At 66.3% G+C, this 26,251-nt stretch carries 25 protein-coding genes; 13 read left to right on the top strand and 12 right to left on the bottom strand.

All coding sequences use genetic code 11. The features are described from left to right. The first annotated feature begins 11 nt into the window (after positions 1 to 11). The 3 genes from ACT6Q8_RS18525 to ACT6Q8_RS18515 all read left to right on the top strand — a co-directional run bounded on the left by ACT6Q8_RS18525 (position 12) and on the right by ACT6Q8_RS18515 (position 3,072). Positions 12 to 2,396: a penicillin acylase family protein gene (locus ACT6Q8_RS18525; protein WP_444733461.1), complete on the top strand. Its 2,385-nt coding sequence runs from the start codon at positions 12 to 14 to the stop codon at positions 2,394 to 2,396. A gap of 91 nt (positions 2,397 to 2,487) precedes the next feature. Continuing rightward, positions 2,488 to 2,868 carry a hypothetical protein gene (locus ACT6Q8_RS18520; RefSeq protein WP_082372316.1) on the top strand — a complete coding sequence of 127 codons (381 nt, stop codon included), beginning with the start codon at positions 2,488 to 2,490 and terminating at the stop codon, positions 2,866 to 2,868. A 12-nt stretch (positions 2,869 to 2,880) separates the two neighbouring features. Then, complete coding sequence (locus ACT6Q8_RS18515; RefSeq protein ID WP_054167937.1) at positions 2,881 to 3,072, top strand: helix-turn-helix transcriptional regulator; 192 nt, start codon at positions 2,881 to 2,883, stop codon at positions 3,070 to 3,072. Positions 3,073 to 3,284: 212 nt separating this feature from the next. Here ACT6Q8_RS18515 and ACT6Q8_RS18510 read toward each other — a convergent pair whose 3' ends face one another. Next, complete coding sequence (locus ACT6Q8_RS18510; RefSeq protein WP_444733462.1) at positions 3,285 to 3,941, bottom strand: hypothetical protein; 657 nt, start codon at positions 3,939 to 3,941, stop codon at positions 3,285 to 3,287. Positions 3,942 to 4,249: 308 nt separating this feature from the next. Here ACT6Q8_RS18510 and ACT6Q8_RS18505 point away from each other — a divergent pair, with 308 nt between their 5' ends. Together ACT6Q8_RS18505 and ACT6Q8_RS18500 are read left to right on the top strand one after the other, a co-directional pair. Continuing rightward, entirely contained in the window at positions 4,250 to 6,445 is a 2,196-nt protein-coding gene (locus ACT6Q8_RS18505) for a TonB-dependent hemoglobin/transferrin/lactoferrin family receptor (RefSeq protein WP_444733463.1), read from the top strand. 10 nt (positions 6,446 to 6,455) lie between these two features. Next, a complete protein-coding gene (locus ACT6Q8_RS18500; protein WP_444733464.1) occupies positions 6,456 to 7,451 on the top strand; it encodes a DUF6607 family protein in 996 nt (331 codons plus the stop codon). Between the two features lie 223 nt (positions 7,452 to 7,674). Here the strand turns inward: ACT6Q8_RS18500 and rlmN are convergent, their stop codons facing one another. Further along, on the bottom strand, positions 7,675 to 8,874 hold the full coding sequence (gene rlmN, locus ACT6Q8_RS18495) for a 23S rRNA (adenine(2503)-C(2))-methyltransferase RlmN (RefSeq protein WP_054167941.1): 1,200 nt from the start codon (positions 8,872 to 8,874) through the stop codon (positions 7,675 to 7,677). A gap of 302 nt (positions 8,875 to 9,176) precedes the next feature. Here rlmN and ACT6Q8_RS18490 point away from each other — a divergent pair, with 302 nt between their 5' ends. Further along, the gene (locus ACT6Q8_RS18490) at positions 9,177 to 9,488 is read left to right on the top strand and encodes a hypothetical protein (RefSeq protein ID WP_444733465.1); all 312 of its coding nucleotides are present in this window, start codon (positions 9,177 to 9,179) and stop codon (positions 9,486 to 9,488) included. A 35-nt stretch (positions 9,489 to 9,523) separates the two neighbouring features. Continuing rightward, entirely contained in the window at positions 9,524 to 10,984 is a 1,461-nt protein-coding gene (locus tag ACT6Q8_RS18485) for a methyl-accepting chemotaxis protein (protein WP_054167943.1), read from the top strand. Positions 10,985 to 11,082: 98 nt separating this feature from the next. Here the strand turns inward: ACT6Q8_RS18485 and ACT6Q8_RS18480 are convergent, their stop codons facing one another. Together ACT6Q8_RS18480 and ACT6Q8_RS18475 are read right to left on the bottom strand one after the other, a co-directional pair. Next, on the bottom strand, positions 11,083 to 11,427 hold the full coding sequence (locus tag ACT6Q8_RS18480; RefSeq protein ID WP_054167944.1) for a hypothetical protein: 345 nt from the start codon (positions 11,425 to 11,427) through the stop codon (positions 11,083 to 11,085). Between the two features lie 5 nt (positions 11,428 to 11,432). Then, positions 11,433 to 11,780, bottom strand: coding sequence for a hypothetical protein (locus tag ACT6Q8_RS18475; protein WP_444733466.1), 348 nt, complete (start codon positions 11,778 to 11,780; stop codon positions 11,433 to 11,435). Between the two features lie 143 nt (positions 11,781 to 11,923). Here ACT6Q8_RS18475 and ACT6Q8_RS18470 point away from each other — a divergent pair, with 143 nt between their 5' ends. After that, on the top strand, positions 11,924 to 12,412 hold the full coding sequence (locus tag ACT6Q8_RS18470) for an Lrp/AsnC family transcriptional regulator (protein WP_444733467.1): 489 nt from the start codon (positions 11,924 to 11,926) through the stop codon (positions 12,410 to 12,412). A 112-nt stretch (positions 12,413 to 12,524) separates the two neighbouring features. Here the strand turns inward: ACT6Q8_RS18470 and ACT6Q8_RS18465 are convergent, their stop codons facing one another. The 8 genes from ACT6Q8_RS18465 to ACT6Q8_RS18430 all read right to left on the bottom strand — a co-directional run bounded on the left by ACT6Q8_RS18465 (position 12,525) and on the right by ACT6Q8_RS18430 (position 20,579). Then, on the bottom strand, positions 12,525 to 12,731 hold the full coding sequence (locus ACT6Q8_RS18465; protein WP_156344581.1) for a hypothetical protein: 207 nt from the start codon (positions 12,729 to 12,731) through the stop codon (positions 12,525 to 12,527). Between the two features lie 321 nt (positions 12,732 to 13,052). Next, positions 13,053 to 14,633, bottom strand: a complete 1,581-nt coding sequence (locus ACT6Q8_RS18460) for a lysine--tRNA ligase (RefSeq protein WP_444733468.1) — start codon at positions 14,631 to 14,633, stop codon at positions 13,053 to 13,055. Positions 14,634 to 14,739: 106 nt separating this feature from the next. Beyond that, complete coding sequence (locus ACT6Q8_RS18455) at positions 14,740 to 15,012, bottom strand: hypothetical protein (protein WP_444733469.1); 273 nt, start codon at positions 15,010 to 15,012, stop codon at positions 14,740 to 14,742. A 2-nt stretch (positions 15,013 to 15,014) separates the two neighbouring features. Next, positions 15,015 to 15,869, bottom strand: a complete 855-nt coding sequence (locus tag ACT6Q8_RS18450) for a sterol desaturase family protein (protein ID WP_444733470.1) — start codon at positions 15,867 to 15,869, stop codon at positions 15,015 to 15,017. Between the two features lie 77 nt (positions 15,870 to 15,946). Beyond that, positions 15,947 to 16,360, bottom strand: a complete 414-nt coding sequence (locus tag ACT6Q8_RS18445) for a DUF4167 domain-containing protein (RefSeq protein ID WP_444733471.1) — start codon at positions 16,358 to 16,360, stop codon at positions 15,947 to 15,949. 289 nt (positions 16,361 to 16,649) lie between these two features. After that, positions 16,650 to 17,033 (bottom strand): VOC family protein, encoded by a 384-nt coding sequence (locus ACT6Q8_RS18440; protein ID WP_444733472.1) that lies wholly within the window; start codon positions 17,031 to 17,033, stop codon positions 16,650 to 16,652. An 85-nt stretch (positions 17,034 to 17,118) separates the two neighbouring features. Further along, the gene (gene prmC / locus ACT6Q8_RS18435; protein WP_444733473.1) at positions 17,119 to 17,976 is read right to left on the bottom strand and encodes a peptide chain release factor N(5)-glutamine methyltransferase; all 858 of its coding nucleotides are present in this window, start codon (positions 17,974 to 17,976) and stop codon (positions 17,119 to 17,121) included. Next, positions 17,973 to 20,579: a helicase-related protein gene (locus tag ACT6Q8_RS18430; RefSeq protein ID WP_444733474.1), complete on the bottom strand. Its 2,607-nt coding sequence runs from the start codon at positions 20,577 to 20,579 to the stop codon at positions 17,973 to 17,975. Before ACT6Q8_RS18430 ends, prmC begins: the two co-directional genes overlap by 4 nt. Positions 20,580 to 20,660: 81 nt before the next feature. Here ACT6Q8_RS18430 and ACT6Q8_RS18425 point away from each other — a divergent pair, with 81 nt between their 5' ends. From ACT6Q8_RS18425 to ACT6Q8_RS18405, 5 genes are all read left to right on the top strand, one after another. After that, positions 20,661 to 22,010, top strand: coding sequence for a hypothetical protein (locus ACT6Q8_RS18425; protein WP_444733475.1), 1,350 nt, complete (start codon positions 20,661 to 20,663; stop codon positions 22,008 to 22,010). A 181-nt stretch (positions 22,011 to 22,191) separates the two neighbouring features. Then, a complete protein-coding gene (gene nadA / locus ACT6Q8_RS18420) occupies positions 22,192 to 23,205 on the top strand; it encodes a quinolinate synthase NadA (RefSeq protein WP_444733476.1) in 1,014 nt (337 codons plus the stop codon). 48 nt (positions 23,206 to 23,253) lie between these two features. Continuing rightward, positions 23,254 to 24,864, top strand: a complete 1,611-nt coding sequence (locus ACT6Q8_RS18415) for an L-aspartate oxidase (RefSeq protein WP_082372284.1) — start codon at positions 23,254 to 23,256, stop codon at positions 24,862 to 24,864. Next, positions 24,864 to 25,715 carry a carboxylating nicotinate-nucleotide diphosphorylase gene (nadC, locus tag ACT6Q8_RS18410; RefSeq protein WP_444733477.1) on the top strand — a complete coding sequence of 284 codons (852 nt, stop codon included), beginning with the start codon at positions 24,864 to 24,866 and terminating at the stop codon, positions 25,713 to 25,715. The genes ACT6Q8_RS18415 and nadC overlap by 1 nt, the downstream gene beginning before the upstream one ends. Positions 25,716 to 25,796: 81 nt before the next feature. After that, positions 25,797 to 26,249 carry a nuclear transport factor 2 family protein gene (locus ACT6Q8_RS18405; RefSeq protein WP_444733478.1) on the top strand — a complete coding sequence of 151 codons (453 nt, stop codon included), beginning with the start codon at positions 25,797 to 25,799 and terminating at the stop codon, positions 26,247 to 26,249. The last annotated feature ends 2 nt before the right edge of the window (positions 26,250 to 26,251 follow it).

Here is a 26,251-nt window from a genome sequence, read left to right as displayed (position 1 = left end):
CGGGGGGTATCTTGGCACGCAGGCGTAATGGACGGCGGTCGGGGTTCGGGATTGGCCGGGTGCTGGGCTATGGGGTAGCGGGGATCGGCGGGGCGCTGGTGCTGGCTGCCGGGGCCTTTGCGGTCAATCTGGCGGTCTCCAAACCCACGCTGGAGGGATCGCTGCCGCTGAAGGGGCTGACGGCGCCTGTTGCCATTACGCGTGATGCCGGCGGCGTGCCGACCCTGGAGGGGGCAAGCCGGGCCGATCTGGCCCGCGCGCTGGGCTTTCTGCATGCCCAGGAACGCTATTTCCAGATGGACCTGATCCGCCGGTCGGCGTCGGGGGAATTGTCGGGCCTGCTGGGTCCCATCGGGCCGGTGCTGGAGATCGACCGGGCGCGGCGCATCCATCGTCTGCGCCACCGGGCCGAACAGGTGGTGACCAACCTGCCCGCCGTTCAGAAGGCGATGATCGCCGCCTATACCGACGGGGTGAACCAGGGTCTGGCCGGCCTGACGGGCCGCCCCTTCGAATATAGCCTGCTGTTCGCATCCCCCCGGCCCTGGGTGGCGGAGGATACGATCCTGGCCGCCTATGCCATGTATCTGGATTTGCAGGATGAGGACGCGCTGACCGACCGTATCCGCGCCCAGAACCTGCAAAGGCTGGGGCCGGAAATGATGGATTTCCTCTATCCGCGCGGCACCCCGCTCGACGCGGCCATCGACGGTTCCGTCATGCCGGAACCGGCCCTGCCCAGCGCCATCCCCATGCAGGGGCGCAAGGCGGCTCTGGTCGACCCCGATCCCGGCCCCACCATCGGCAGCAATGCCTGGGGCGTGGGCGGGGCGCTGACGGCGAGCGGCGCGGCCCTGGTGGCCGATGATATGCATCTGGGCATCGCCGTTCCCGGCACCTGGTACCGCGCCCGCCTGCGCATCACCGCCGGCCCTGAGGCCATGGACGCGACCGGCGTCACCCTGCCAGGCACACCGGCCCTCGTGGCCGGCAGCAATGGCAAGGTCGCCTGGGGCTACACCAATTCCTATATCGATACCGCCGATGCCGTGATGCTGGACCCCGTGCCCGGTACACCGGGCCGGTATCAGACGCCCGACGGGCCCAAGGACCTGATTCGCACCACGGAGAAAATCTGCCCGGCCTGGGGCGACTGCCAGGATCTGGTGGTGGAGGAAAGCATCTGGGGTCCGGTGGTAGAAACCCTGCCGGATGGCACGAAAATCGCCGTCCGCTGGACCGCGCATGAGGCCGACGGCATCAACCTGACGGGCCTGCTGGGCCTGGAACGCGCCGACAGCGTCGATGCCGCCATCGCCATTGCCCATGCCGCGCGCCAGCCGCAGCAGAACCTTGTCGTGGGCGACACCGCCGGCAATATCGCCTGGACCATCATCGGGTCGGTGCCGGCCCGGTTCGGCATGGATGGCAGCCTTCCCGCCAGCTGGGCCGATGGCACGCGCGGCTGGAACGGCATGCTGCCGCCCGATCAGGTGCCGACCATCCGCAATCCCGACCATCACCGCATCTGGACCGCCAATGCCCGCATCGTGGGCGGCGAGGCCTATGCCAGGCTGGGCGATGGCGGCTACGATATGGGCGGACGCCAGGGGCAGATCCGTGACGGTCTGTTCGCGCGCGACCGCTTCACCCCCGCCGACATGCTGTCCATCCAGCTGGATGATCGCGCCCTGGTTCTGTCCTTCTGGCAGGAGCAGATGCTGGCCGCCCTGAATGCCCGACAGGGTGACGCGCGGCTGGCCTCCCTGACGGGACCGGTGCGCGACTGGGGTGCACGGGCGGCGGTGGACTCTGTCGGCTACCGTCTGGTCCGCGCCTTCCGCCTCGCCTTCTCTCAAAAACTGTACAGCGCCTATCTGGGGCTCGACGGCACGCCGCCGCGCAACCGCACCACCGCCCAGCAGGAAGGCCCCCTGCGCCGCCTGCTGACCGAAAAGCCCGAAGCCCTGGTACCGCCCGGATACAAGGATTGGGAGGCGCTGATCGATGCCGCCCTGGCCGAGGTCGCCGATCAGGTGGACAAGGCAGAGGGGGTTTCCGCCTTTACCTGGGGTGCCCGCAATGTCGCGGAGGTGCGCCACCCCCTCACCCGCATCCTGCCGCCCGTCGGCTGGCTGACCGATCCGCCCGAGCAAGGCCTGCCGGGCGACAGCATGATGCCGCGCGTGCAGGGGCCGGGCTTTGGCGCCAGCCAGCGCTTCGCCGTGTCGCCCGGGCGCGAGGGCGAAGGCTATTTCCACATGCCCGGCAGCCAGAGCGGCCACCCGCTGTCACCCTATTACCTGACCGGTCATCAGGACTGGGCGGAGGGCAAGCCGACCCCGTTTCTGCCGGGTGCCGCACGCTGGACCCTGACCCTGCAGCCGGGCGCATGATGGAAAGTTTACTTTCCATGTAAAGCACCCTTGACAGGCCAATTTCCCTCCGTCATATGGAAAGCACGCTTTACATATGACGGAGGGAATCATGACCAACGCACGACGCTATGTGTTTGAATTGCTGGCCAGCATCACGGCCTATGCCATCGTTCTGATCGGGGTGAACAAGGCGGCGCAATGGGGCTGGGTGCCGGACGCATTGTCGGTTCCGGTCGCCTTGCTGCCCATGCTGCCGGGGGTGGCAACGGTGTGGGTGATCATGCGCTATATCCGCCGCCTGGATGAGATGCAGCGCCGCATGCAGTTCGAGGGACTGGCCTTCGGCTTTGCCATGACGGCGCTGATCACCTTCTCCTACGGCTTCCTAGAGGGTCAGGGCTGGCCGAAACTGTCGATGTTCACGGTGCTGCCGCTGATGCATGTGATGTGGGTTCTGGGCTATGTCCTGGCCTGCCGCCGCTATCGCTGAAGGGGGCCGGACATGAAGAACCGATTGAAGGATCTGCGCGCCGAACGCGGCTGGTCCCAGGGGGATCTGGCGGACAAGCTGGCCGTATCGCGCCAGACGGTGAACGCCCTGGAAAATGGCCGCTATGACCCCAGCCTGCCCCTGGCCTTCGCCATCGCCCGCCTGTTTGAACAGCCCATTGAGGCGATCTTCCAGGAGGATTGATACCAAATCCCGGTGAGTAGAACTCATCGGGATTTGGTTCGGCGGCGACTGCCGCCGCGCGGCCCATGCCGCGTGAGCCAAGCCGCCGGATGGCGGCGCCCGGCGCCTGAGGGAAAACATCACACACAAAAGCCCCGGCGGTTGGTCCGCCGGGGCATTCGTGCGTTCGGGACGTCGGGGTGGGGCGCATTTTCCCAACGCCCTGCCCGCCTTTACGGGGTCTTGGTGGTCTTCACGTCGGCGCTGGCCTTGGCATCGGCCTGCACAGCGGCCTTCACCGCCGGTTCCGGCGTCACGGCGGGGGCCGGCTGGCCTTGCGTGGGCTTGGTCTCCGGCTTGGTGTCGGTCTTGGCGATGGCCGCGTCCTTGGCCGCATCGGCCTTGCCGGCCAGGGCGACGGGGGTGGCCGTGGCCTGCGCCGCGCCGGTCTGTGCGGCGCTGGTGACGCCATCCTTGGCCTGGGTGGCCGTACCCGCCACGCTGTCCTTCACGGCGCTGCCGGTGGCGGCGGCCTGGCTGGCGGTGCTGGTCACGGTGCCGGTGGCAGCATCCTTGGCGGTGCCCACCTCCGTCGTGGCCTTGCCCGTTGTGGCGGTGCCGGTTTCCTTGGCCTTGGCGGCGGCGCGTTCGGCGCGGGTCGTGGCGGTCTGGTGCAGATGGCTGCCGGTGCCGCGGACGCTGTCCAGCGTGGAGGCGCCGTTGAGGCCGCCCTGGACCCCGGCGGTGCCGCCCAGCGTGGCACCGGCCACGCCGCCCACGGTTCCGCCCAGACCAGCAGCACCATTGCCGCCACCCACCAGCTGTGCCTGCGCGGCGCCGGTCAGCAGGGCCACGGTCAGACCGGTCATCAGCATCACCTTGCTACGCATTCTATCCTCCGCGTTTCATTCCGTTGGGGGCTGTCACCGTCGGCTCCATCGTCCCCCGACATCCTCATAAAACCGCGTCCGCATGGCGGATGCTGGACCGACAAGGGGCGGAGTACGGGAATTTCCAGGACATTTCCGCGTCATCTCGGGCGCGGTCCCGCCATAATCCGGCAGCCCGCGCCACGATCCGGTCACGAACCCTTTCCCCCTGGATAAATTGATATTGATTCTCACCCGCATTCTGAATATGGATATTGCGAGTGGTTCGCAATTGTAGTTGGGAGTGTGGGATTGTGACTTGCCGGAATATGACGGCCTTGCCTCTGGTTCTGTTGGCCCTGGCCGCCCCTGTGGGCGCGCAGGATGTGCAGGTGGCTGACGCTGCGGATATGCAGGTCAGTGAGATCACGGTGATCGCCACCCGCACGCCCAAGGAAACGGTGGAGGCTCCGGCCACTGTCAGCGTGATCGGCGCCGAGAAGGTGAGGGACCGGCTGGTCACCGATATCAAGGACCTGATCCGGCATGAACCCGGCGTCTCTGTCCGATCCTCCCCCACCCGTTTCACCGCCGCCGGCGCCAATACGGGCCGCGATGGCAACAGCGGGTTCAATATCCGGGGGCTGGAGGGCAACCGCGTCCTGATCCAGACCGATGGCATCCGCGCGCCCGACGCCTTTGCCTTTGGCGGGCAATCGGTGGGGCGCGGCGATTATGTCGATCTGGACCTGCTGAAATCGGTGGAAATCCTGCGCGGCCCCGCATCGGCCCTGTATGGCTCCGATGGTCTTGCCGGTGCCGTCAGCTTCGTCACCAAGGACCCGGTCGATTTCATCCAGGGCGGCAAGGCCTATGGCGGAGAGGTGAAGGCCGGTTACAGCGAGGCAGATCGCGGCTGGGGCAAGGGCATGGTCCTGGCCGGCAAGGCGGGCGACTGGTCGGCCATGCTGGCCTATAACCGCCGCGACACGCACGAGACGGAGAATAAGGGCGCGATCAAGACCGCCAACAGCACCCGCACCGCGCCCAATCCGCAGGACATTGCCGATAACTCGGCCCTGGCCAAGCTGGTCTGGCAGCCGACGAGCGAACATACACTGCGCCTGACCTATGAGCTGTTTGACCATGATATGGAGGCCGATGTCCTGACGGCCATCGCCGTACCGCCCCTTGCATCGACCAGCGTCATCGGTCTGAAGGCCCATGACACGGTGCGCCGCGACCGGGTCAGCCTGGATCACCGCTATGATCCCGCCGATGGCGGCGTCATCGACAGCCTGCACTGGACGCTGTACCGCCAGGACAGCGACACGCGCCAATATTCCGCCGAAGACCGCAACACCGCCGCCGACCGCCTGCGCATCAATACGTTCGACAACAAGGTCACGGGCCTGAATGTCGATGCCAGCACGCAGATCAAGGGCGATGGCATCGACCATCTGCTGGTCTATGGCGGTGATTTCTCCCTGACCAGACAGCTGGGCACGCGCGACGGCACCGTGCCCCCGGCGGGGGAGACCTATCCCACCCGCGCCTTCCCCAGCACCGACCATACGCTGGCCGGCCTGTTCATCCAGGATGAGGTAACGTTGCTGGGCGGGTCGCTGTCGCTCTACCCCGCCATCCGCTATGATTATTACAAGATCGATCCCAAGACCGATCCGCTGTTCGTGGGCACGGCCACGGGGCAGAGCGATGATCATTTCTCCCCCAAATTCGCAGCCCTCTATTGGCTGAACGACCATGCCGGCCTGTTCGCGAACTATGCGGAGGGGTTCAAGGCCCCCGCCCCGGCGCAGGTGAATAACGGCTTCGCCAACCCTTTGCAGAATTACCGCTCCATCTCCAACCCCGATCTGAAACCGGAAAGCAGCCGCACCGTCGAACTGGGCCTGCGTCTGCGCGGGGATGACTGGCAGGCGGCCCTGACCGGGTTCAAGGGCTGGTATGATGATTTCATCGAACAGGTGCTGGTGTCGGGCAATTTCACGGCCGCCAGCCCCGCCACCTACCAATATGTGAACCTGAACAAGGTGACGATCCGGGGGCTGGAGGCCAAGGCCAACTGGGATATCGGCCAGGGTTTCGGCCTGATCGGCGGTGCCGCCTATGCCAAGGGTGATCAGGAAACCGCCGGCGTTAAGCGCCCGCTGGACAGTATCGACCCCGTCAAACTGACATTGGGCGTCAGCTGGGAGGAACCGACCGAGGGGCGTTTCGGTGGCGATATCAGCGCCATCTATTCCGCGAAGAAATCCACGGGCCGCATCGGCAGCACCTGCACCGGCGGCTGTTTCGCGCCCGGCGATTTCATCGTGCTGGACGCGACCGCCCGCTGGCGCGTGACGGATTTCGCGACCCTGCGCGCCGGCCTCTTCAACATCACCGACCGGAAATACTGGTGGTGGAGCGATGTGCGCGGCCTGTCCGCCGGCTCCGCCATCCGCGACAGCTATACCCAGCCCGGCCGCAATCTCAGCGCCTCGCTCACCGTCAGCTTCTAAGGAACCCCCGATGAACATATCCCTGAAAGCCGGTCTGACGGCTCTGGCCCTGCTGGCCGCCCTGCCCGCCACGGCCCAGGTCGATTGCGGCAAGCCCGACTGCACCGCCTTCAATGCCGACCGCGCCGCCATCCTGGCCATGGCCGGCACCTATCGTGTGAAGTTCGACTTCAAGGAGACGGTGGCCATAGCCCCCGGTTATGAACCGATCGAGCCCAAGCGCAGCGGCGGGTTTGAGGCGGTGCGCGTGATCGAGGATACGGGCCGCACCATCCGCTTGCAGCATCTGCTGGTGGTCAAGGATGAGGAGGATAAACCCTTCGTCATCAAGCATTGGCGCCAGGACTGGACTTATGAGCCGGAAACCGTCCTGACCTATGAAGGCCCCGACCAGTGGAAGCTGACGCCCGTGCCCGCCGCACAGCGCACCGACGCCTGGGCCCAGACCGTCTGGCAGACCGATGACAGCCCGCGCTATGGCGGGGTGGGCCAGTGGAAGCATGATCGCGGCGAACATCGCTGGATCAGCGGGGAGACGGGCCGCCCCCTGGCGCGGCGCGATGCCGTGCGCAAGCCGGTCTATGACCGTTACTATGGCACCAACCGCCATGCCCTGACGCATCAGGGCTGGGTGCATGAACAGGACAATGCCAAGGCCGGGATGCGCGATGGCAAGCTGACCACCATCGTGCATGAGGTGGTGTTGAACAGCTACGTCCCGTCCACCGAATTCGAGTTCCAGGCGGCGGACGATTACATGGCCAGGACCGCCACCTTCTGGGCCGCCGTGCGCAAGGCCTGGGACGATACCGCCGCCCAGAAGGGTGGCATCCATCTGGTGCAGGAGGCGGAAAACGGCTCCAGCACGGGCAAGCAGCTCATGGAACTCGCCGGCAAGGTGGCGAAGGGAGAGATGGGAACGGCGGATGCCGTATCCCAGGCCCGCCACCTGATCACCGGCGCCACAGGACCGGCCACCGCCATGGCCGGCGCGTCGCGGGGGTGACGCGCATCCGGGGGCCGGCGGTATTGCGCGCCGACCCCCGGATGGAATGCGAAAGGGACGGACCAGCGGGGGTTGGTCCGTCCCTTTTGTATTTTTGGGCCACTGACCCACCGACCAAGGGGCACCATGCCCCTTGGAGGCCAGCGACCGCTGGCCCGCGGGCCCATGCCCGCGCAAGCCAAGGCGGCGGATGCCGCCGCCCGGCGCTTGAGGGAACGTGATGCTAAAGCGCCAGCGCCGCTTCCTTCGCCGCGATCTGGGCAGCGTATTCGGCAGCAAGCAGCTTGCTCTGCTCCAGTTGCCCCGCACGCTGGGCGGCGCTGGGCCGCTGGCTTTCGCTTTTCAGCTGGCCACAGGCGGCCAGGATATCGTCGCCACGCGGGCGGCGGATGGGGCTGGCATAGCCGGCCGCGTTCACATAATCGCTGAATTTCTCGATCTGGTCCCAGTCGCTGCGCTCGAACGGCGAGCCGGGCCAGGGATTGAAGGGGATCAGGTTGATCTTGGACGGGATGTCCCGGATCAGGCGGACCAGCTCGCGGGCATCCGCCATGCTGTCATTGACGCCCTTCAGCATGACATATTCCCAGGTGCAGCGCCGGGCATTGTTCAGGCCCGGATAATTGCGCACCGCATCCATCAATTCCTTGATCGGGTATTTGCGGTTGATGGGCACGATCCGGTCGCGCAGCTCGTCATTCACAGCATGCAGGCTGACGGCCAGATTCACGCCCAGCTCCTCGCCCGCCTTCTTCATCATGGGCACGACACCGCTGGTCGACAGGGTGATGCGGCGCTTGGAGATGGAGATGCCTTCCCCATCCATGATGATCTTCAACGCCTTGGCGACGTTATCGTAGTTATAAAGCGGCTCGCCCATGCCCATCATGACGATGTTGGACAGCATGCGGCCATCGGGCGGGCTGGGCCATTCTTCCAGATGGTCGCGGGCCAGCATCACCTGCCCCACAATCTCATCCGCCGTCAGGTTGCGCACCAGACGCTGCGTGCCCGTGTGGCAGAAGCGGCAGGTAAGCGTGCAGCCCACCTGGGAGGAGACGCACAGCGTGCCGCGATCTTCCTCCGGGATGTGGACGGCCTCCACCTCCTGCCCGTCATGGAACCGGCACAGCCATTTGCGCGTGCCATCGACGGATTTCAGGTCCTTCACGGGCGTCGGACGGTCGACCACGAAATGCTCGGCCATCTTCTCGCGCGCCGGCTTGGCCAGCGTCGACATCAGCGCGAAATCGGTGACGCCGCGATGATAGATCCAGTGCCAGACCTGGCGCGCCCGGAACTTCTCGAATCCGGCGTCGACCAGCGTGCTTTCCAGCTCTTCGCGGGAAAGGCCGACAAGGTTGATCCGACCGTCGGTGCGGGCCGCCGGCGCGAAATTGCTGCTGTGATTTTCGATGCCCATGATCGGCTGTAGATGACGCAAGCCGGCCCCGCTGGCAAGGGGGCTTGCCGCCGGGGGTGGCTTGCAGGGGACGCAAGCAGGCCCATAACCCGACCAAGCCCCGACGAATGGCCTATGCCCTTTTTGTAAGAACACACACCCTTTGTTTTTAGGCGCCTTTAAATAAATTCCTCTTAGAAACAATAGCACCGATGTCGTTACCCTATGCGCAGGGTCAGCTGGACAAAGGTGAAAATCGCTCCATCTTCGGCCATGCTATGGCCGTAAGCTGTTTCCAGGTTCCATTTCAGGTTTCCATACAAATGTTCCCCCGCCACATCATTCCGGCATCACTTGCCGCGACCCTTCTGCTTGCTGCACCGCTTTTGGTCGCAGCCTCTGCCGTGCCGGCCACTGGCCGCACCCTGGCCGTCCTGCTGCCCCCGTGGCAGGGGACGGACGCGCAGTTGGCCCGCTTGGCGGATACCGGCGTGACCTTGCGGGATAGCGGGCCGCTGGCCGGCCTGGGGCCACAGGTCTGGCTGGTGCAGGTGCCGGACCCGGACAGTGCGGCGCGCCTGTCACGCCTGCCGGCCTTGCTGCTGTCGGGCGCGCTGGTCAATTGCGGCACCTGAAAACAACGATCACGTAACAGGGAGTTCACCACCCGATGTCCCCCATCGACCGTATCCGTTCCGCAGCATTGACTCTGTTCGTGGTCTTTCTCTGGGTGTGTGTGCCCCTGACGCTGGTCACTCTGATCCGGGGGGAGGTGAGCTGGCTGACGCCGCTGGTCCTGTCGGCCCTGATCGCCGGCATCGGCACGGGTGCCTATGTCACACGCATGGCGCGGCCCGCTGTCGATTACCTGATCGCGATGCTGGCCATCGGGCAGGTGTCGGTGGTGGTCGCGGCATCGGCGGGGCCGTGGCAGATCGATGCGCATTTCCTCTACTTCGCGGTCCTGGCCATGCTGACCGCCTTCTGCAACTGGCGCGTCATCCTGGTCGCGGCGGGGGTGACGGCGGTGCATCACCTGACGCTGTCCTTCCTGCTGCCGTCGCTGGTCTTCCCCGACGGTCAGGGCAGCCTGCTGCGCGTCATCGTGCATGCCATCGTGGTGGTGGTTGAAACGGGCGTGCTGCTCTGGCTGTCCTGGAACCTGGAGAAATCCTTCCTCTATTCCGAAGCCGCCCGCGCCAAGGCCGAAGAGGCCGTGGTTGAAACCGAACGGCTGCGCGAACAGCAGATGCAGGCCGCCGAGACGCAGCGGGCCGAGCGTGTGGCCCTGCGCAAGGGGCTGGCCGACCGTTTCGTCGTCGATGTCGAAAGCATGACCCGCCGCCTGGACGCCGCCGTACGCGGCCTGCGCGAAGAGGCGGACCTGCTGGGCCGTTCCGTGGCCAGCACTGGTGAGATGACGGGCGAGGCACGGGCCGAAGCGGATGAGGCCACGGGCCACGCTACCGCCGTCGCGGCGGCTGTGGAGGAAATGGCCGCCAGCATCGCGGAGGTCGCCCGCACCGCCAGCGGCGCCGCTGCCCAGGCGCGCGGCACGGCGCATGAGGTGGGGCGCGTACGGGAAAGGGTGGCCGAACTGTCGGATACCGCCGCCCGCATCGGCAGCGTGGTGCAGCTGATCGCCGATATCGCCGGACAGACCAACCTGCTGGCACTGAACGCTACCATCGAGGCGGCACGCGCCGGAGAGGCCGGCAAGGGCTTTGCCGTCGTGGCATCGGAGGTCAAGAGCCTGGCCACCCAGACGGGCCGCGCGACGGAGGATATCAGCCGTCAGGTGGCCGAGATCCAGGCCGCCACCCGCGCCGCCGTGGACGCCATCGCCAGCGTGGCCGATGCCGTGACGGCGCTGGACAGCGGGGCCGGCGAAATTTCCGACGCGGTGCAGCAGCAGGAAGCGACGGTCCTGGAGATCAGCCGGTCCATCCAGACCGTCTCCTCCCGCACCGCCTCGCTGGGCATCACCGTCTCCCGCATGGCCGACATGGCCGGCGGCATCGCCGATGCCGTGGCCAAGACCAACAGCACCGCCGAAGACGCCGAACGCCTGTCCGGCGACATGCATGACCGTCTGGAAGGCTTCATCCACGACCTGCGCGACGCGTCCTAGTCTTTGTTCCCTCAGGCGTCGGGCGCCGCCGTCCGGCGGCTTGGCTTGCGCCGCATGGGCGGCGGGCCGGCAGTCGCCGGCCTTTCATCCACGCGGATTTACGCCGACAGGGCATCCGGCTCCATCACGCGATGGCGTTCGGATGTCAGCACCTGCCGGACCAGCGGCTGGGCGCGCAGGCAGCGGGCGATATAGTCGCTTTCATCGCGGGTCAGGGTGCGGACCTGCACATCGACATGCAGGCATTCATCCGCCTCGAAATGCCGGGCCTGGACCGAGGCGGGCACCAGCCCGCGCTTGGCAAAGAATTCCAGCACGCGGGGCAAGGCCCCCGGATCGGGGTCGGCCAGCACCGCGAAACAGGCGGTACGGTTGGGATCGGTGGGGCGTGCCTCGGCCGGGGGCGGGGCCAGGACGGGCATAACGGCGGCGACGTTGTTCATGGCCGTCACTCCGCCGCGACGGAAGCGGGGGCCTGCTTGCTGGCGCCACGCATTTCGGGGCCGACCGACAGCCGGTCCAGATCCGCCCGCTGGAAGCAGCGCGACAACACACCGACCGGATCGGCCATCGACCCGCCATCATCGGCGGGCACCAGCATGGCGAAGGCACGGGTGGACCGGGCCGCACGCATCGCCGCCTCCACCGCCTCGTCCAGCCCCACGCCGGGTAGCTTCTGCCAGGGCACCGGGGTAATCACACCGCCCGCCGCACGATGCACCGCCAGCGCAATCTGTGCGCCGGTGGTGGCATCGCGATAGACGGTCAGGCTGGCGGGGTGTTCCTGGGTGCTCATCTCCGGCTCCAAAATCCATGGGTTCCCGCTTGTGCGGTGCAATAACCATAGGGCAAGCGCCGGGGCATTTCTTTGCAAGTTTCGTCCAAATGACATAGTTTGCGCAAATGTAATGCGCCAAATGGCAAACATGGGGATAAATCATGCAAGCACCGCAAAAGCCGCTGGACGGTCTGGACTGGCGCATCCTGGATCAGTTGCAGCGTGACGGGTCCGCCACAGCGGCGGAGGTGGCGGAGAAGGTGGGGTTGAGCCAGAGCCCCTGCTGGCGCCGCATTCAGCGGCTGGAGGAAGATGGGATCATCAAGCGCCGCGTGGCCCTGCTGGACCGCAAGGCCATCGGCCTGAACGTGCTGATCTTCAGCCATGTGAAGCTGGAGGCGCATAGCGGCGACCTGCTGACCGATTTCCGCGAGGCCATCCGCCGCATTGCCGAAGTTCAGGAATGTTTCGTGCTGATGGGGCAGGTCGATTTCATGCTGCGCATCGTGACCAAGGATATCGAGGCCTATGAGGCGCTGTTCTTTGAGAAACTGTCAAAGCTGCCGGGCGTGCGCGAAATCAACAGCATGATCGCGGTGTCCACCGTCAAGGAAACCACGGAACTGCCCTTGCCGGGTCTGGCCGGGTAATCAGGCCTGTTTGCGGTTAACCGAAAACAGCTCCGGCGGCGACTGCCGCCGCGCGGCACGTGCCGCGCAAGCCAAGGGCGCGGATGCGCCCGCCCGGCGCTTGAGGGAACACTCACCGCGACGCGACGAGGGTACGTTCCAGCATCTCGGCCTTGACGGTGCCGGTATCGGTGCGGGCAGTCTGGTCCCCCCGGCTGGCATTGCCGGCGGCGACGCCCGCCATGACCAACAGCAGGGCCGTGGTCAACACCAAACCCATGGCCGACAGTTTCTGACGGTCAAGGCGGGAAAGGGTGCGGTCCAGGGTGCGATTGGTCATGGCGGTCATCCTTCCATCAGGAAGCCGACAGACCGGTTCGGGGCGGGAAGCCGGCGCTGTCGACCCCCGCAGAACAACAGCCGCTCTGGGCAGGTTCGCGACGGGATTGGGGCCATTTGGCGGCAGGCTTGGCAAAAAATTCGGGCGGGCCGCTTGCGACGGCCCGCCCGTTCCACTGTTGGCAATGGCATCACAGAACTGTATCCCAAGGGTCACTTTCCGTGACCCTTGGAGGCCAGCGACCGCTGGCCCGCGCACCCATGTGCGCGTGAAGCCAAGCTGCCGGAGGCAGCGCCCGGCGCTTGAGGGAACAGGCAAAGATCAACGCGCCAGCGCCGCGTCGATCATGGCCACCGTTTCCTTCACGCCGTACAGCGCGATGAAGCTGCCCATGCGGGGACCGGTGGTCTGGCCCAGCAGCACCTCGTACAGCGCCTGGAACCAGGCGCGCAGTTCGGTGAAGCCGTGCTTCTTGCCGACCTCGAACACCTGATTTTGCAACTGGTCGGCCGGCGTGTCGGTGGCGATCTCGGCCAGGACGGCGCGCAGCTCGGTAATGGCCGCCCGCTCCTGCTCCGACGGGGCACGGTACTGTTTCGTGGGCTTCACGAAATCCTGGTAATAGGTGACGGCATAGCCGACCAGCTTGTCCAGGAACGGTGCCGTCTCCGGGCTGGCGCCGGGCGCATAGCGGCGGATGAAGCCCCACATCACGTCGGCACTCTCGGCGTTGGCCGCGCCCGCGAGGTTCAGCAGCAGGCCGAAGGTCAGGCCCGCCGTGCCGCGCACATCGTCCGGCACCACGCCGTCATGGATGTGGTGGACGGGATTTTCCAGCTTTTGTGCCGGTTCCAGCGCGTCGAACTTCTCCACAAACGTCAGATATTCGTCCACGGCGCGCGGGATCACGTCGAAATACAGTTTCTTGGCCGCGCGCGGCTTGTTGAACATATACAGCGCCAGGCTCTCCGGCGGGGCATAGCGCAGCCATTCCTCCATCGTCAGGCCATTGCCCTTCGACTTGGAAATCTTCTGGCCCTTCTCGTCCAGGAACAGTTCGTAATTAAAGCCGTCGGGCGGGGTGCCGCCCAGGATCTTCACGATCTTGCCGGCCAGTTCGACCGAGGGGATCAAATCCTTGCCGGCCATTTCATAATCGACGCCCAGCGCCAGCCAGCGCATGGCCCAGTCGGGCTTCCATTGCAGCTTGACGGCGCCGCCGGTCACCGGCGTCTCGACCTTCTTCCCGTCCTCATCCTCATAGACGATGGTGCCGGCATCGACATTGCGTTCCAGCAGCGGCACCTGCAGCACGCGGCCCGTGGACGGGCTGACGGGCAGGAACGGGCTGTAGGTCGCCTGACGTTCCGCGCCCAGCGTGGGCAGCATCACGGCCATGACCTCGTCGTAATGGCGCAGGACGGCCAGCAATGCCGCATCGAAGCGACCCGACGTATACCAGTCGGTGGCTGACTGGAATTCATACTGGAAACCGAAACGATCCAGGAAATCCCGCAGCATGGCATTGTTGTGATGGCCGAAGCTTTCGAACTTGCCGAACGGGTCGGGCACCTTGGTCAGCGGCTTGCCCAGATGCTGGGCCAGCAGGTCACGGTTGGGCACATTGTCGGGGACCTTGCGCAGCCCATCCATATCGTCGGAAAAGGCGAACAGGCGCGTGGGCACGCCCGGCAGCAGCCGTTCGAAGGCACGGCGCACCATGGTGGTGCGCGCCACCTCGCCGAAGGTGCCGATATGCGGCAGGCCCGACGGGCCATAGCCGGTTTCGAACAGGACATAGCCTTTGGGCGGGGCTTTGCCACCAAGACGCGCCACCAGCTTGCGCGCCTCCTCAAACGGCCAAGCCTTCGCCCCAAGCGCCAGTTCCTGTTCGCTGCTCATCACATGTCACCGAAGAAAGAAAAACAAGGCGGCAACCCTATGGAAAAGCCCGGAAAGGGTCAATGTGTGGGGGGGCCGGGTCCGTTATGCAAGGCGGGGCGGTTGGTCAGATACTATCCCCCGTGATCATGAGGTGTAGAACGAAGGCGGTCATCATGCAGCACTTGGCGACGATGAACAGGACAATGAGCCTGAGGACAATATTGACGGCGGTGGAGAATGGCGGCCGCATGAGGATCGCGGCGGCGGCGGGGAAAAGCAGCAGCATGGCATAGTCCAGGGAATGTCCCCAAAGACCAGCCACGCGTGTCAGGCTGAAAGTCACCATGAAGGCGACGAGGCAGCCAGCCGGAATAACAAGCATCTTCAGGAACGCCATTTCTACCCCTCCACCCCAAACCGGAACCGCTCCCCCTTTTCAGGTATGGCATAGGTCCCAAACATCCGATCCCAGATGGCGAGCGCGGTCCCGAAATTCCGGTCGCGGTGCTGTTCCGCCAGGGAATGATGCAACTGATGCATGTGGGGGGAGATCAGCCAGCCCGACAGGGCGCGCGGGAACGGCATCGGCACGGGGCTGTGGCGCAGATGCGCGAAGGCCAGACCCCATCCCAGCATGAAGATATTGACGCCCAACACCGTCAGGGCCGGCACCTGCGTCCCCGCCAGTCCGGCAACCAGCCCCAACCCCAACCCCTGGCCGATCATATTGCCCGACAGATGCACCACCTGCTCCCACGGCCAGAAGCGGAAGGCGGTCAAGGGTGTCAGGACGGGTGGGGCATGGTGCAGCCGGTGGCTGCGCCACAGCAGCGGTACCGCATGGAACAGGCGGTGGGTCCAGTACAGCGCGAAATCGCCCGCCACAAACGCGGCAAGGGCGGCCAGCAGCAGCAGCGGCCAGCCCGGAATGTCCGTGGCCCCGCTGCCGATCAACACCCCCGCAAAGGCCGCCGCCCCCTTGGCCGCGATCACCGACAAGGCGAACAGCAAGGGCGACAGCAGGAACGGCAAGGCCGAATTGGCAATGAAGCATCCGGCATCGATGGGCAGTTCGCGCCAGTAATCGGCGGCCCGGCCCCACAGCGCGCGGTCACGCCCAAACCAGACGGCCCCGATCAGACCGACCACCAGACCCGGCCACCACAGCACCGATTCCGGTGCCGTCAGCAGGCCCGGAAGCGATGAAAGCCAGTCATCGACAGCCTGATCCCAGGCCGACTGCGTCTGCGCCATGCCGGTTGCGTCCCTTCAGGTGACGGGACGCCAGGATGACAGAAGCGGCCGCGGGGGCCAAGTGCGGCCCCCATGGATCACGCCGCCGGCTGATCGCTTTCGCCGGTATCGCCTTCGCCCATGCCGTCATCGCCGCCTTCGCCTTCATCGCCGTCATAGCGCGGCACATGCTGGCGGGCGCGGCCTTCCTGCTCATTGATCTGGCAGATGATGCGGTAATAATGTTCGGCATGCTGGAGATAGTTCTCCGCCGCCACCCGGTCGCCGGACGTATGGGCATCACGCGCCAGCGCCTGATACTTTTCATAGACCTGGAAGGCGTTGCCGCGGATGCGGACATCCGGGCCGCTGCTGTCGAAATTCTGGTGACGCAGCGGCATGTTCTGACGGCGATTACCACCGCCACCATTATTGCCACCGCCGTTACCACCACCGCCATTGCCACCGCGGCCACGACGCCGCTGCTGCTGATTATTGGGTCCCTGTCTCATTCGCTATATGCTCGGCCCCTGGTTATCGAAGCCCCCGGACACCATGCCGTCCCGTCTTATCCGTTTTTATCGGCCTTGACCTGTTCGGGCGGCGTTTGATCGCCCTGCCCTGGGACGCATAAGCCCCGGTCCGAGGGCTTTGCCACGGCAGGCGCCCCACGCGCTGCTGCCGTCCGAACCGGACCCTAGCGATAGTCGCCTTGCATTCCAAGGGTTTTTTACGGATGCGTAACAGGTGGAAGACGAATTCGCCTTCCACCTGCCGCATTGCCGTCCCGCCACCTGCCGGTCAGGCTGGAACGCGGTACAGACCACACAGCTTGTTGCCCGCCGGATCGCGCAGATAGGCCAGATAAAGCTTCATCTCGCCCATGGTGCGCAGGCCGGGCGGGTCCTCACAGGTGGTGCCGCCATTGGCGATGCCGGCGGTGTGCCAGGCATCCACCTCTTCCGGCGACTTGGCGCCGAACCCGATGGTGCCGCCATTGGCACCGGTGGCCGGCTCGCCATTGAGGGGCTTGGTCAGGCCCAGAACGCCCGTGGGCGTGCGGTAGAAGACCCGGCCCTTGGGATCGTAAGTGCCGGGCGCGATGCCCAGCGCCGCCAGGGTCGCATCATAGAAGGCCTTCGATGCCTCGATATCATTGGCACCGAGAATGACATGGCTGAACATTTCCTCCCCCTCCTTCACCGATCCGCCGTGCGCATCCGCCGGCCTGTCTGGGGAGGGGGAGGATAGGGAGGGTACGGCAGGCCCGTCAATCGTGGCCAGAACCCCGGCCCATGGCCACCCGGTCGCGTCCACCCAGGTCGCGCAAACTGACGACATCCTTAAACCCGGCCCCGCGCATCAGGTCCGCCACCGCCGGCCCCTGATCCGCCCCATGTTCAAACCCCAGCAGCCCGCCGGGCGACAGCAGCGGCGGCAGCACCCGCACCAGATGGCGATAGGGGTCAAGACCATCCGCCCCGCCGGCCAACGCCCGCCACGGCTCAAACCGCGCCACCTCCGGTGCCAGCCCCGCAATATCGGCGTCGGGGATATAGGGCGGGTTGGAGACAATAATGTCGAACCTGCCGCCCAGCGCCTCCACCCACGACCCCGCCACAAACGCAGCCCGCGCCGACAGGCCCAGCGACACCGCGTTCGCCTGCGCCACCGCCGCCGCGTCGGGCGACAGATCCACCCCCACCCCGAACGCCGCCGGATACTCACTCAGCAGCGCCAGCAGGATGGCCCCCGTGCCTGTCCCTAAGTCCAGGATGCGCCAGGGCCGCGCCCGGTCGGGGCAGGCCTTCAACACCCCCTCCACCAGCGTTTCCGTATCGGGCCTGGGGATCAGGGTTTCGGGACCCAGCGCCAGGGTCAGGCCCCAGAATTCCCAATCGCCCAGGATACGCTGCACCGGTTCGCGCGCCGCCCGCCGGTCGACCAACGCGTTGAACGCCGCCACCTGTTCCGCCGTGCCCGTCAACCCGTCGGGCCGGCGCAGGCGGGAAACGGGAATGCCAAAGGCCCGTTCGGCCAGATACAGCAGGTCCAGCCGCGCCTCCTCCACGCCCAATGCCATCAGGCGCTGTTCAGCATCGCGCAGCAGGGGCAACAGTTCGGTCATGGCGTTGCCCCCTTCCCCCCGCGTCGCCGCCGCCGTCCGGCCCGCACCGGGGCCGGTACCGCCAGCATCTTTTCCTTCAGACCGGCCAGGGCGGCAAAGGGATTATCGGCATCCACGCGCACCCTCTCCACCGCCTGGGCCACCGGTACCTCCGGCTTGCGCCGGACCCAGATATCGGGCGCCGGCTCCTGCCCTTCCACCAATGGCGGCTTTTTCCGCAAGCGCCAGCCCAGCGCCGTCAGGATGGCCGGAACCTCGGCGTTCGAACAGGCGGCCAGCGGGGCCAGGCCCGACAGGTCGATCAACCGCCCATCGCCTGACCGGTCGGCAATCACTTGCATCAACCGGTCCGCCATATCCACCCGCACGGCCCGCGGCCCCAGCGGCAGATAGCCGGCGGCCCGCAACAGACCGTCGTCCGTCCCCTCCCGCGCCACCGAAATCCGCCCCGGCGGCGGCAACGACACCGGCAGCGGCAGCCCCTGCCGCACCGCCCAGAGCAGGCCCAGCATGGCGGCGGCTCGCGGCTTAATCAGGCCCGGCAGGAATATCTGCCCCACCCCGAACCGCACGCCCAGCCGTTCCAGCGCCGCCCGTTCCGCCTTGTCGATCCCCGGCAGCAATCCCGCCACCGCCTCACGCGGTAATATTCCGGCGGCCTCCGACAACTGAAACACCACCCCGCGCGCCGCCCCCTTGATCTCGGCTGCTTCCAGCCGGACCAGCGGGGCCAGATCGGCGCGCACACGGGTCCCCACGAACCCCAGCAGCCGCCCCCTCACCCGTTCCCGCTGCCCCCCCTCCAGCAGATCATCGCGCAGCACCCGCACCCCCGGCGACAGCAGCCGCTCCCCCGGTATCAGCCGCCCGACCTCCACCCCGTCCCAGCGCAGCACCCCGTCGGGACCCAGCGCGAAGGCATCGTCCCCCGCCGCCTCCAACGCCGCCACTCTGCGCGCAATCTCCTCACGCAGGGCCCGGCGTGCGGCGGTCATCAGGGTGGGGGCGTCATCCTCCCCCACATCGGCCTGCATTTCAAAGCCAAGGCCCCGCAGCGCCCCCACCGCATGGCCTTCCACCATCACCGTCCCGTCATTGGTGACAAACCCCGTCAGGTCGCGCCCGTCGCGCAGCGATTTCACCAGCCCTGCCGAGCGTTTATCGACAAAGCGCTGCGTCAGCCGCTCATGCAGCGCGTCCGACAACCGGTCCTCAATGCCGCGCGTCAACCCCTGCCAATGCTTGGGATCGGCCACCCAATCGGCGCGGTGGCTGATATAGGTCCAGGTGCGGATATGGGCGATGCGCGACACCAGCGTGTCGATATCGCCGTTCAGATTGTCCAGCCGCTGCACCTGCCCGGCCACGAAATCGGTGGGCAGCCGCCCGCCCGGTGCCATCAGGTGACGGTACAATTGGCCCAGCAGCCTTGTATGCGCGTCCGTCATGGTCTTGCGGAAATCGGGGACCTGACAGACCTCCCACAGCATCTTCACCCCGCGCGGACGGCGCGTCAGGCCCATGACCTCTGTGTCGCCGGCCAGCGCCTTCAGCGCCTCCACATCATCGGCGGACCGGCCACGGATCAACAGGGGCGATGGCGATGGCGCCTCCAGGCTGCGCAGCAAGCCCTCCACCGACCGCGTATCCAACTCGCTGTTGCGCCAGCTCAACTGTTGCAGCGGCGGGAACGTATGGTTCTCCACCGCCTGCACGATATCATCATCCAGGGGGGAGCAGTCCCAGGTGGTGCCAAAGGTACCATCCGTCTGGTGCCGGCCCGCGCGCCCGCCGATCTGCGCCACCTCCGGTGCCGTCAGGCGGCGGGGACGCTGCCCGTCGAACTTGTTCATGCGGGCGAACCAGACATGGTCGACATCCATGTTCAGGCCCATGCCGATGGCATCTGTCGCCACCAGATAATCGACATCGCCCGCCTGGTACATGGCCACCTGGGCATTGCGGGTGCGGGGGGATAGCGCCCCCATCACCACCGCCGTGCCCCCGCGCGACCGCCGCACCATCTCGGCCAGCTGATAGACTTCCGTCACGGAAAAGGCCGTGACGGCGCTGCGCGGCGGCAGCTTGGTCAGCTTCTTGTGCCCCCCGAAACTCAACTTGGAAAAGCGCGGGCGGGTGATGATCTCCACCTTGGGGATCAGTTTCTGGATCAAGGGCCGGATCATGTCCGACCCTAAAAACATCGTCTCCTCCCCACCGCGCGCATGCAGCAGCCGGTCGGTGAAGATGTGGCCGCGTTCCCCATCGGCGCAAAGCTGGATCTCATCCACGCACAGGAACGCCACTTGGCGTTCCAGCGGCATGCTTTCGACCGTACAGACCCAATAGCGCGGGGCCGGCGGGATGATCTTCTCTTCCCCCGTCACCAGGGCCACGTGATTGGCCCCCTTCATCCGCACCAGCTTGTCATAGTTTTCGCGCGCCAAGAGACGCAGCGGAAAGCCGATCATGCCCGTGGCATGGGCCGCCATGCGTTCCATGGCCAGATAGGTCTTGCCGGTATTGGTGGGTCCAAGGACCGCCAGCACCCGGCCAGTCCCAACCGTGGCCAGTCCCGCCGCAGAGGATGAATGAGCATTCATGGTTTTTATCCATGGGCGGACGCCTGTGATAATGCAAGCCCGGCCATGGAAAAGCCATCTGTGCGGGTCAGATCATCAGGCATGAAGAAAGCGCTGCTCCTCCTCGCCATCCTCGCCTTCTCCCTCGCCGCCCCCGCCGGGGCCAGCCCGGAACAGGCGGCGTCCCTGAAGGATATGCTGACCCGCCGCCTGTCGGAATCAGCCGGCAGCCACGACCGGCTGCATGTGGAACGCGTGCCCGATGTGGCGGTGACGGAAAAGGCCGGCCTGTATCAACTGCGCATCCCCATCCTGCGGCTGGCCGCCAATGATGGCTGGATGGTGGAGGCCCCGCTGGTGGAAGGCGACGCCACCCCCCGCCCCGACGGGTCGTGGCAGCTGAAACTGCGCCTGCCGCAGGGCCTGACGCTCTATGGCGGCAACGGCTTCCGCCTGGGCGACATCGCACTCGCCCGGCAGAACCTGACGCTGGCCATCAGCGGCGATGGCCGCTCGCTTCTCTCCGCCGATCTCGACATCGGCAATGCGACCTTCAAGCCCGCCTTGGGGGCCGGTACCGGCAGCCTGTCGGCCCTGCGCCTGATCCTGACGCCCAAATCCATGAAGGATGGGGTGTGGAGCGGGCGTGTGTCGCTGGCGCTGGACGCCCTGTCCTTGAAGGACCCGATGGGCATCGACCGGCTGGCGGTACAGCGTCTGCGCCTGGATGGCGGGGCCGACGGTCTGGACATGCGCCGCATGGGCGATCTGCTGGCCAGCGGCGACCGCGCCCATCTGGACCGCATCGCCCGCAATGCCGACCTTTCCGCCGATATCGCCGGCTTTCGTCAGGTACGCGACGATGGCACGCGCAGCGCGCTGGAAACGGCCAAGGGCAAACTGACCCTGTCCGGCCTGTCATCGGCCAAGGCATCCCTGGCCCTGGACTGGACCCATGCCGGGTTAAGCCATACCGGTGCCCGCCTGTCCCCTGACCTGCTGCCCGCCCGCGCCAGCATCAATCTGACCAGCACATCCCTGCCCAGGGCGCTCTTGACCGGGGCCAAGCCGGCGGATGGCTGGACCCCGGCCCTGGCGGCGGCGGGCAGTGCCATCAAACTGTCCAAACTCACCCTCTGGAACCCCAACTCCACCATCCTGGGCCAGGGCGATTTCCGCTTCGGCCCCGGAAATGCCAGCGGCGTGACGGGGAACGCCACCCTGTCGCTGCGCGGCGTGGACAAGATCATCACCGGCATCAACCAATCGATGGGCGCCAACGGCGCCACGCTGGCCATCGGCCTTTACGCGCTCCAGGGCCTTGGCCGCCCCGAACCGGGACCGGAAGGCACCACCCACCAATACGCCCTGACCATCACGCCCACAGGTCAGGTCACCCTGAACGGTACCGACGCCACCAGCCTGTTCCGGGGCCTGATGGCGGTGAATTGAGGGGCAGCTGCGCCCCTCCCACGTAACGATGTTGCGCCGCACACATGCGAATCCCACCGGTCCGAACTGTGACGGATGCGTGACGCCACGCCGACACGGGCTTGACACCCCTTATACTCTGCGCGAGCATAAGGGAGAGTAATGCTCAAATCGAGCATAAGTCCCTGCCGGAGCCGCCGCCATGTCCGCCCCCCTCGACCTGTCCTACAGCCCTGAAGTGGCCGAGGCCACCAAGCCGATCTATGACCGGGTCAAGGGCGTGATCCCGGAGGTGGAATGGCCCTTCCATGCCCCGTTGGTGGCCGCCATCAACCGGCTGAAGAAAGAGCGCAACGCCGTCATCCTGGCCCATAACTATCAGGCGCCGGAGATTTTCCACACCGTGGCCGACATCGTGGGCGACAGCCTGCTGCTGGCGCGCAAGGCCGCCGAAACCGATGCCGATGTCATCGTCCTGGCCGGCGTGCATTTCATGGCGGAAACGGCGAAGATCCTGTCGCCGGAAAAGACCGTGCTGATGCCCGCCATGGATGCCGGCTGCTCGCTGGCCGACAGCATCACGGCCGCCGATGTCCGCCTGCTGCGCGAACGCTATCCGGGCGTGCCCATCGCCACCTATGTCAACACATCCGCCGCCGTGAAGGCCGAAAGCGATGTCTGCATTACCTCGGGCAACGCGGTGGAGGTGATCAATTCCCTGCCCGGTGACGAGGTCCTGTGCATTCCCGATGAGTATCTGGCCAAATGGGTGGCGACCCAGACGACCAAGAAGGTCATCGCCTGGAAGGGCCATTGCGAGGTGCATGAGCGCTTCACGGGTGAGCAGTTGCGCGCCTACCGGACCCAATTCAAGGGCGACATCACCATCATCGCCCACCCTGAATGCCCGCCTGACGTGCTGGCGGAGGCGGATTTCGTCGGCTCCACCGCCAAGATGCAGGATTATGTGGAGGGCCAGCAGCCCAAGCGCGTGCTGCTGATCACCGAATGCTCCATGGCCGACAATCTGGCGGCCACCAACCCGGCGGTCGAATTCGTCCGCCCCTGCAATCTCTGCCCCCATATGCGCCGCATCACCCTGTCGAACATCCTGGAAAGCCTGCAAACCATGCAGCCCCAGGTCCATGTCGACCCGGCGGTAAGCGCCCGCGCCAAGCTGGCCGTGGAGCGGATGCTGGCAGTTGGCAAGAAGTAAGCCAAGCCGCCGGATGGCGGCGCCCGGCGCCTGAGGGAGCAAATAAAAATGCAGCTTCGTGACAGCGACGTGATCGTCATCGGGTCCGGCATGGCCGGGCTGGTGGGTGCCCTGTCGCTGGCTCCGCTGCGTGTGGCCCTGCTGACCAAGACCGATGACCTGCCCGGCGGTTCATCCAACTGGGCACAGGGTGGGATTGCGGCGGCCATCGACCCCGCCGATGATCCCGCCGAACATGCCGCCGACACCGTGGCGGCCGGGGCCGGTCTGACCGACCCGGAAATGGCGGCCCTGTTGACCGATGAGGGGGCGAAGCGCCTGACCCGCTGGATCAACCGGGGCCTGCCCTTCGACCGGGAGGCCAGCGGGCGTCTGTGTCTGGGCCGTGAGGCCGCACACGGGGCGGCCCGTGTCCTGCATGCCGGTGGCGATGCCACGGGCCGGACCCTGATGGCCGACCTGTCGGCCCGCGTCCGGGCGGCATCGCATATTCAGGTACAGACCGGTGCCTTCGTCTGGGATCTGGTCATGGGCCGCCATGGCGTGGCCGGTGTCCTGGCCCATCATGCCGAAGAAGGTTGGGTCTTCCACCGCGCCGGGGCCGTGCTGCTGGCCTGCGGCGGCATCGGGCAGCTGTACCGCCACACCACCAACCCGGTGGAGGCGACGGGCGACGGCATCGCCCTGGCCGCCCGCGCCGGGGCCGATCTGGCCGATCTGGAATTCGTGCAGTTCCACCCCACCGCGCTCGCCGGTACGCGCACCGGTCAGGTGCCGCTGCTGACAGAGGCCTTGCGCGGGGCCGGGGCCCATCTTCTGGATGAACATGGCGGGCGCTTCATGCTGAAGGCCCATCCCCTGGCCGAGCTGGCGCCCCGCGATGTGGTGGCCAAGGCCATTGGCGGGCGCATCGCCAATGGCCTGCCGGTCTATCTGGATCTGCGCGCCCTGTGGGCCGATGGCGGAGCCGCCAAGTTCCCGACCGTGGCCGGCATCTGTGCGGCGGCCAAGCTGGACCCCGCCCGCCTGCCCATCCCCGTGGCCCCCGCCGCCCATTATCACATGGGTGGCGTGGTCACCGATCAGGATGGGCGGACCAGCATCCCCGGCCTCTATGCCGCCGGTGAGGTCGCCTGCACCGGCGTGCATGGGGCCAACCGTCTGGCCAGCAATTCGCTGCTGGAGGCGCTGGTCTTTGCCGAACGCGCGGCGGATGCCATCCTGGCCTCCTCGCCCCCGCGCCCCGGCCCCATCGCCCTGCCCGACCTGCCCGCCACCATGACGCCCAGCGTGCAGGCCGCCGCCGTATCGGTGCAGGCCGCCGATATCATGGCTGAAAGCGTGGGCCTGCTGCGCGATGGCATCGGCCTGTCCTGCGCCCTGGCAGAGCTGGAGGCGCTGGAGGCCGGCCTTGACCTGGAGGTCGGGGTGCAAGACCACGCCGCCATCCGCCTGTCGGGCGAGCTGCGCAATCGTCTGCTGACCGCCATCCTGATCACGCGCGCCGCCTTGAACCGGCAGGAAAGCCGGGGCGCGCATCAGCGGTCGGACTGGCCGGAAGCCCGCGCCGAATGGCGCCACCGCCAACGTTTGACCCTGTCCGGTCCGCAGCCCCGCATCCGCGTGGCCCCGCCCCGTTCCCCCCTGCCGGTGATGTGATGACCCTGCCCCTCTACCCTATCCAATATGAAGCCCTGATCCGCACGGCCCTGGCCGAGGATCTGGGCATGGCGGGCGATCTGACCACCGATGCCTGTGTGCCGCCCGACGCCACGGCCACGGCCCTGTTCAATGCCCGCCATGAGGGGGTCTGCGCCGGCCTGGATGCGGCGCTCTACGCCTTCACCCTGCTGGACCCAACCCTGTCCATCACCCGGCACGTAAAGGACGGGGACCGCATCGCGCCGGGCACCACGCTGGCCACGGTGGAGGGGCTGGCCCGCCCCATCCTGTCGGGCGAACGGACGGCACTGAACCTGCTGGGCCGACTGTGCGGTATCGCCAGCGAGACGAGGCGGCTGGCCGACCGGATCGACGGCACCGGCGCGCAGATCGTCTGCACCCGCAAGACCACGCCCGGCCTGCGCGCGCTGGAGAAATACGCCGTGCGCGTCGGCGGCGGCGGCAATCACCGTTTCGCGCTCGATGACGCCGTCCTGATCAAGGACAACCATCTTGTCGCCGCCGGCGGCCTGCGCGCCGCCGTGGAGCGCGCCCGCGCCCGCGCCGGCCATATGGTGAAGATCGAGGTGGAGGTGGATGATCTGGATCAGTTGGCCGATCTGATCGACCTGAAGGTTGATGCCGTTCTGCTGGACAATATGGACCCCGCCACCCTGCGCCGCGCCGTGGAGATGGTGGCGGGCCGCATGGTGACCGAGGCGTCGGGCGGCGTCACCCCCGACACGATCCGCGCCATCGCGGAGACGGGCGTCACCCTGATCAGCCTGGGCTGGCTGACCCATTCGGTGAAGAATTTCGATATCGGCCTGGATTTCGTGGTGGGGTGACAAAGGCCACCAAATCTCTGGACATTCACCGGATATAGGCTACTATTCCTACTTCCTATACGGGTGGGAATGGGTTGAATTATGCGTCTTCTGCGCGGCGTTCTGTTCGGTTTGATCCTGTCGGGCCTTACGGCCCCGGCCGCCCTGGCGCAGAACACCCTGAACGCGACCGATGTTGCATCCGTCATCACGCAGTACCAACGGGCGTTCCAGACCTGCGATGTCCCATTGCTGCGTGGCCTGATGGGCGACCAGATGACAGGAATGGGCATGCGGGGCGGTCTGGCCAGGGGGCCGGATGTCGATGATTTCCAGAAACAATGCGACCAGGGCTTCAAATTCGCCCTGAATTTTGAACGGCTGCATGATGAGGGGCTGGGACCGACCCATCACCTGGTCGTGGGCAAGGCTACCGGCACCATCACAGGCCCGAATGGCAAGACGATCCCCACCAATATCAAATTTTCCTGGGTTCTGACACGGCAGGGCGATCGGCTGGTGGTGACGCACTCCCATCTGTCAGCACTGCTGTAACA

It is taken from the genome of Niveispirillum sp., assembly GCF_052437035.1.
Lineage (GTDB): Bacteria > Pseudomonadota > Alphaproteobacteria > Azospirillales > Azospirillaceae > Niveispirillum.
The sequence above is the reverse complement of the archived record's forward strand: the minus strand, read 5'-3'. Positions and strand labels throughout refer to the sequence as shown.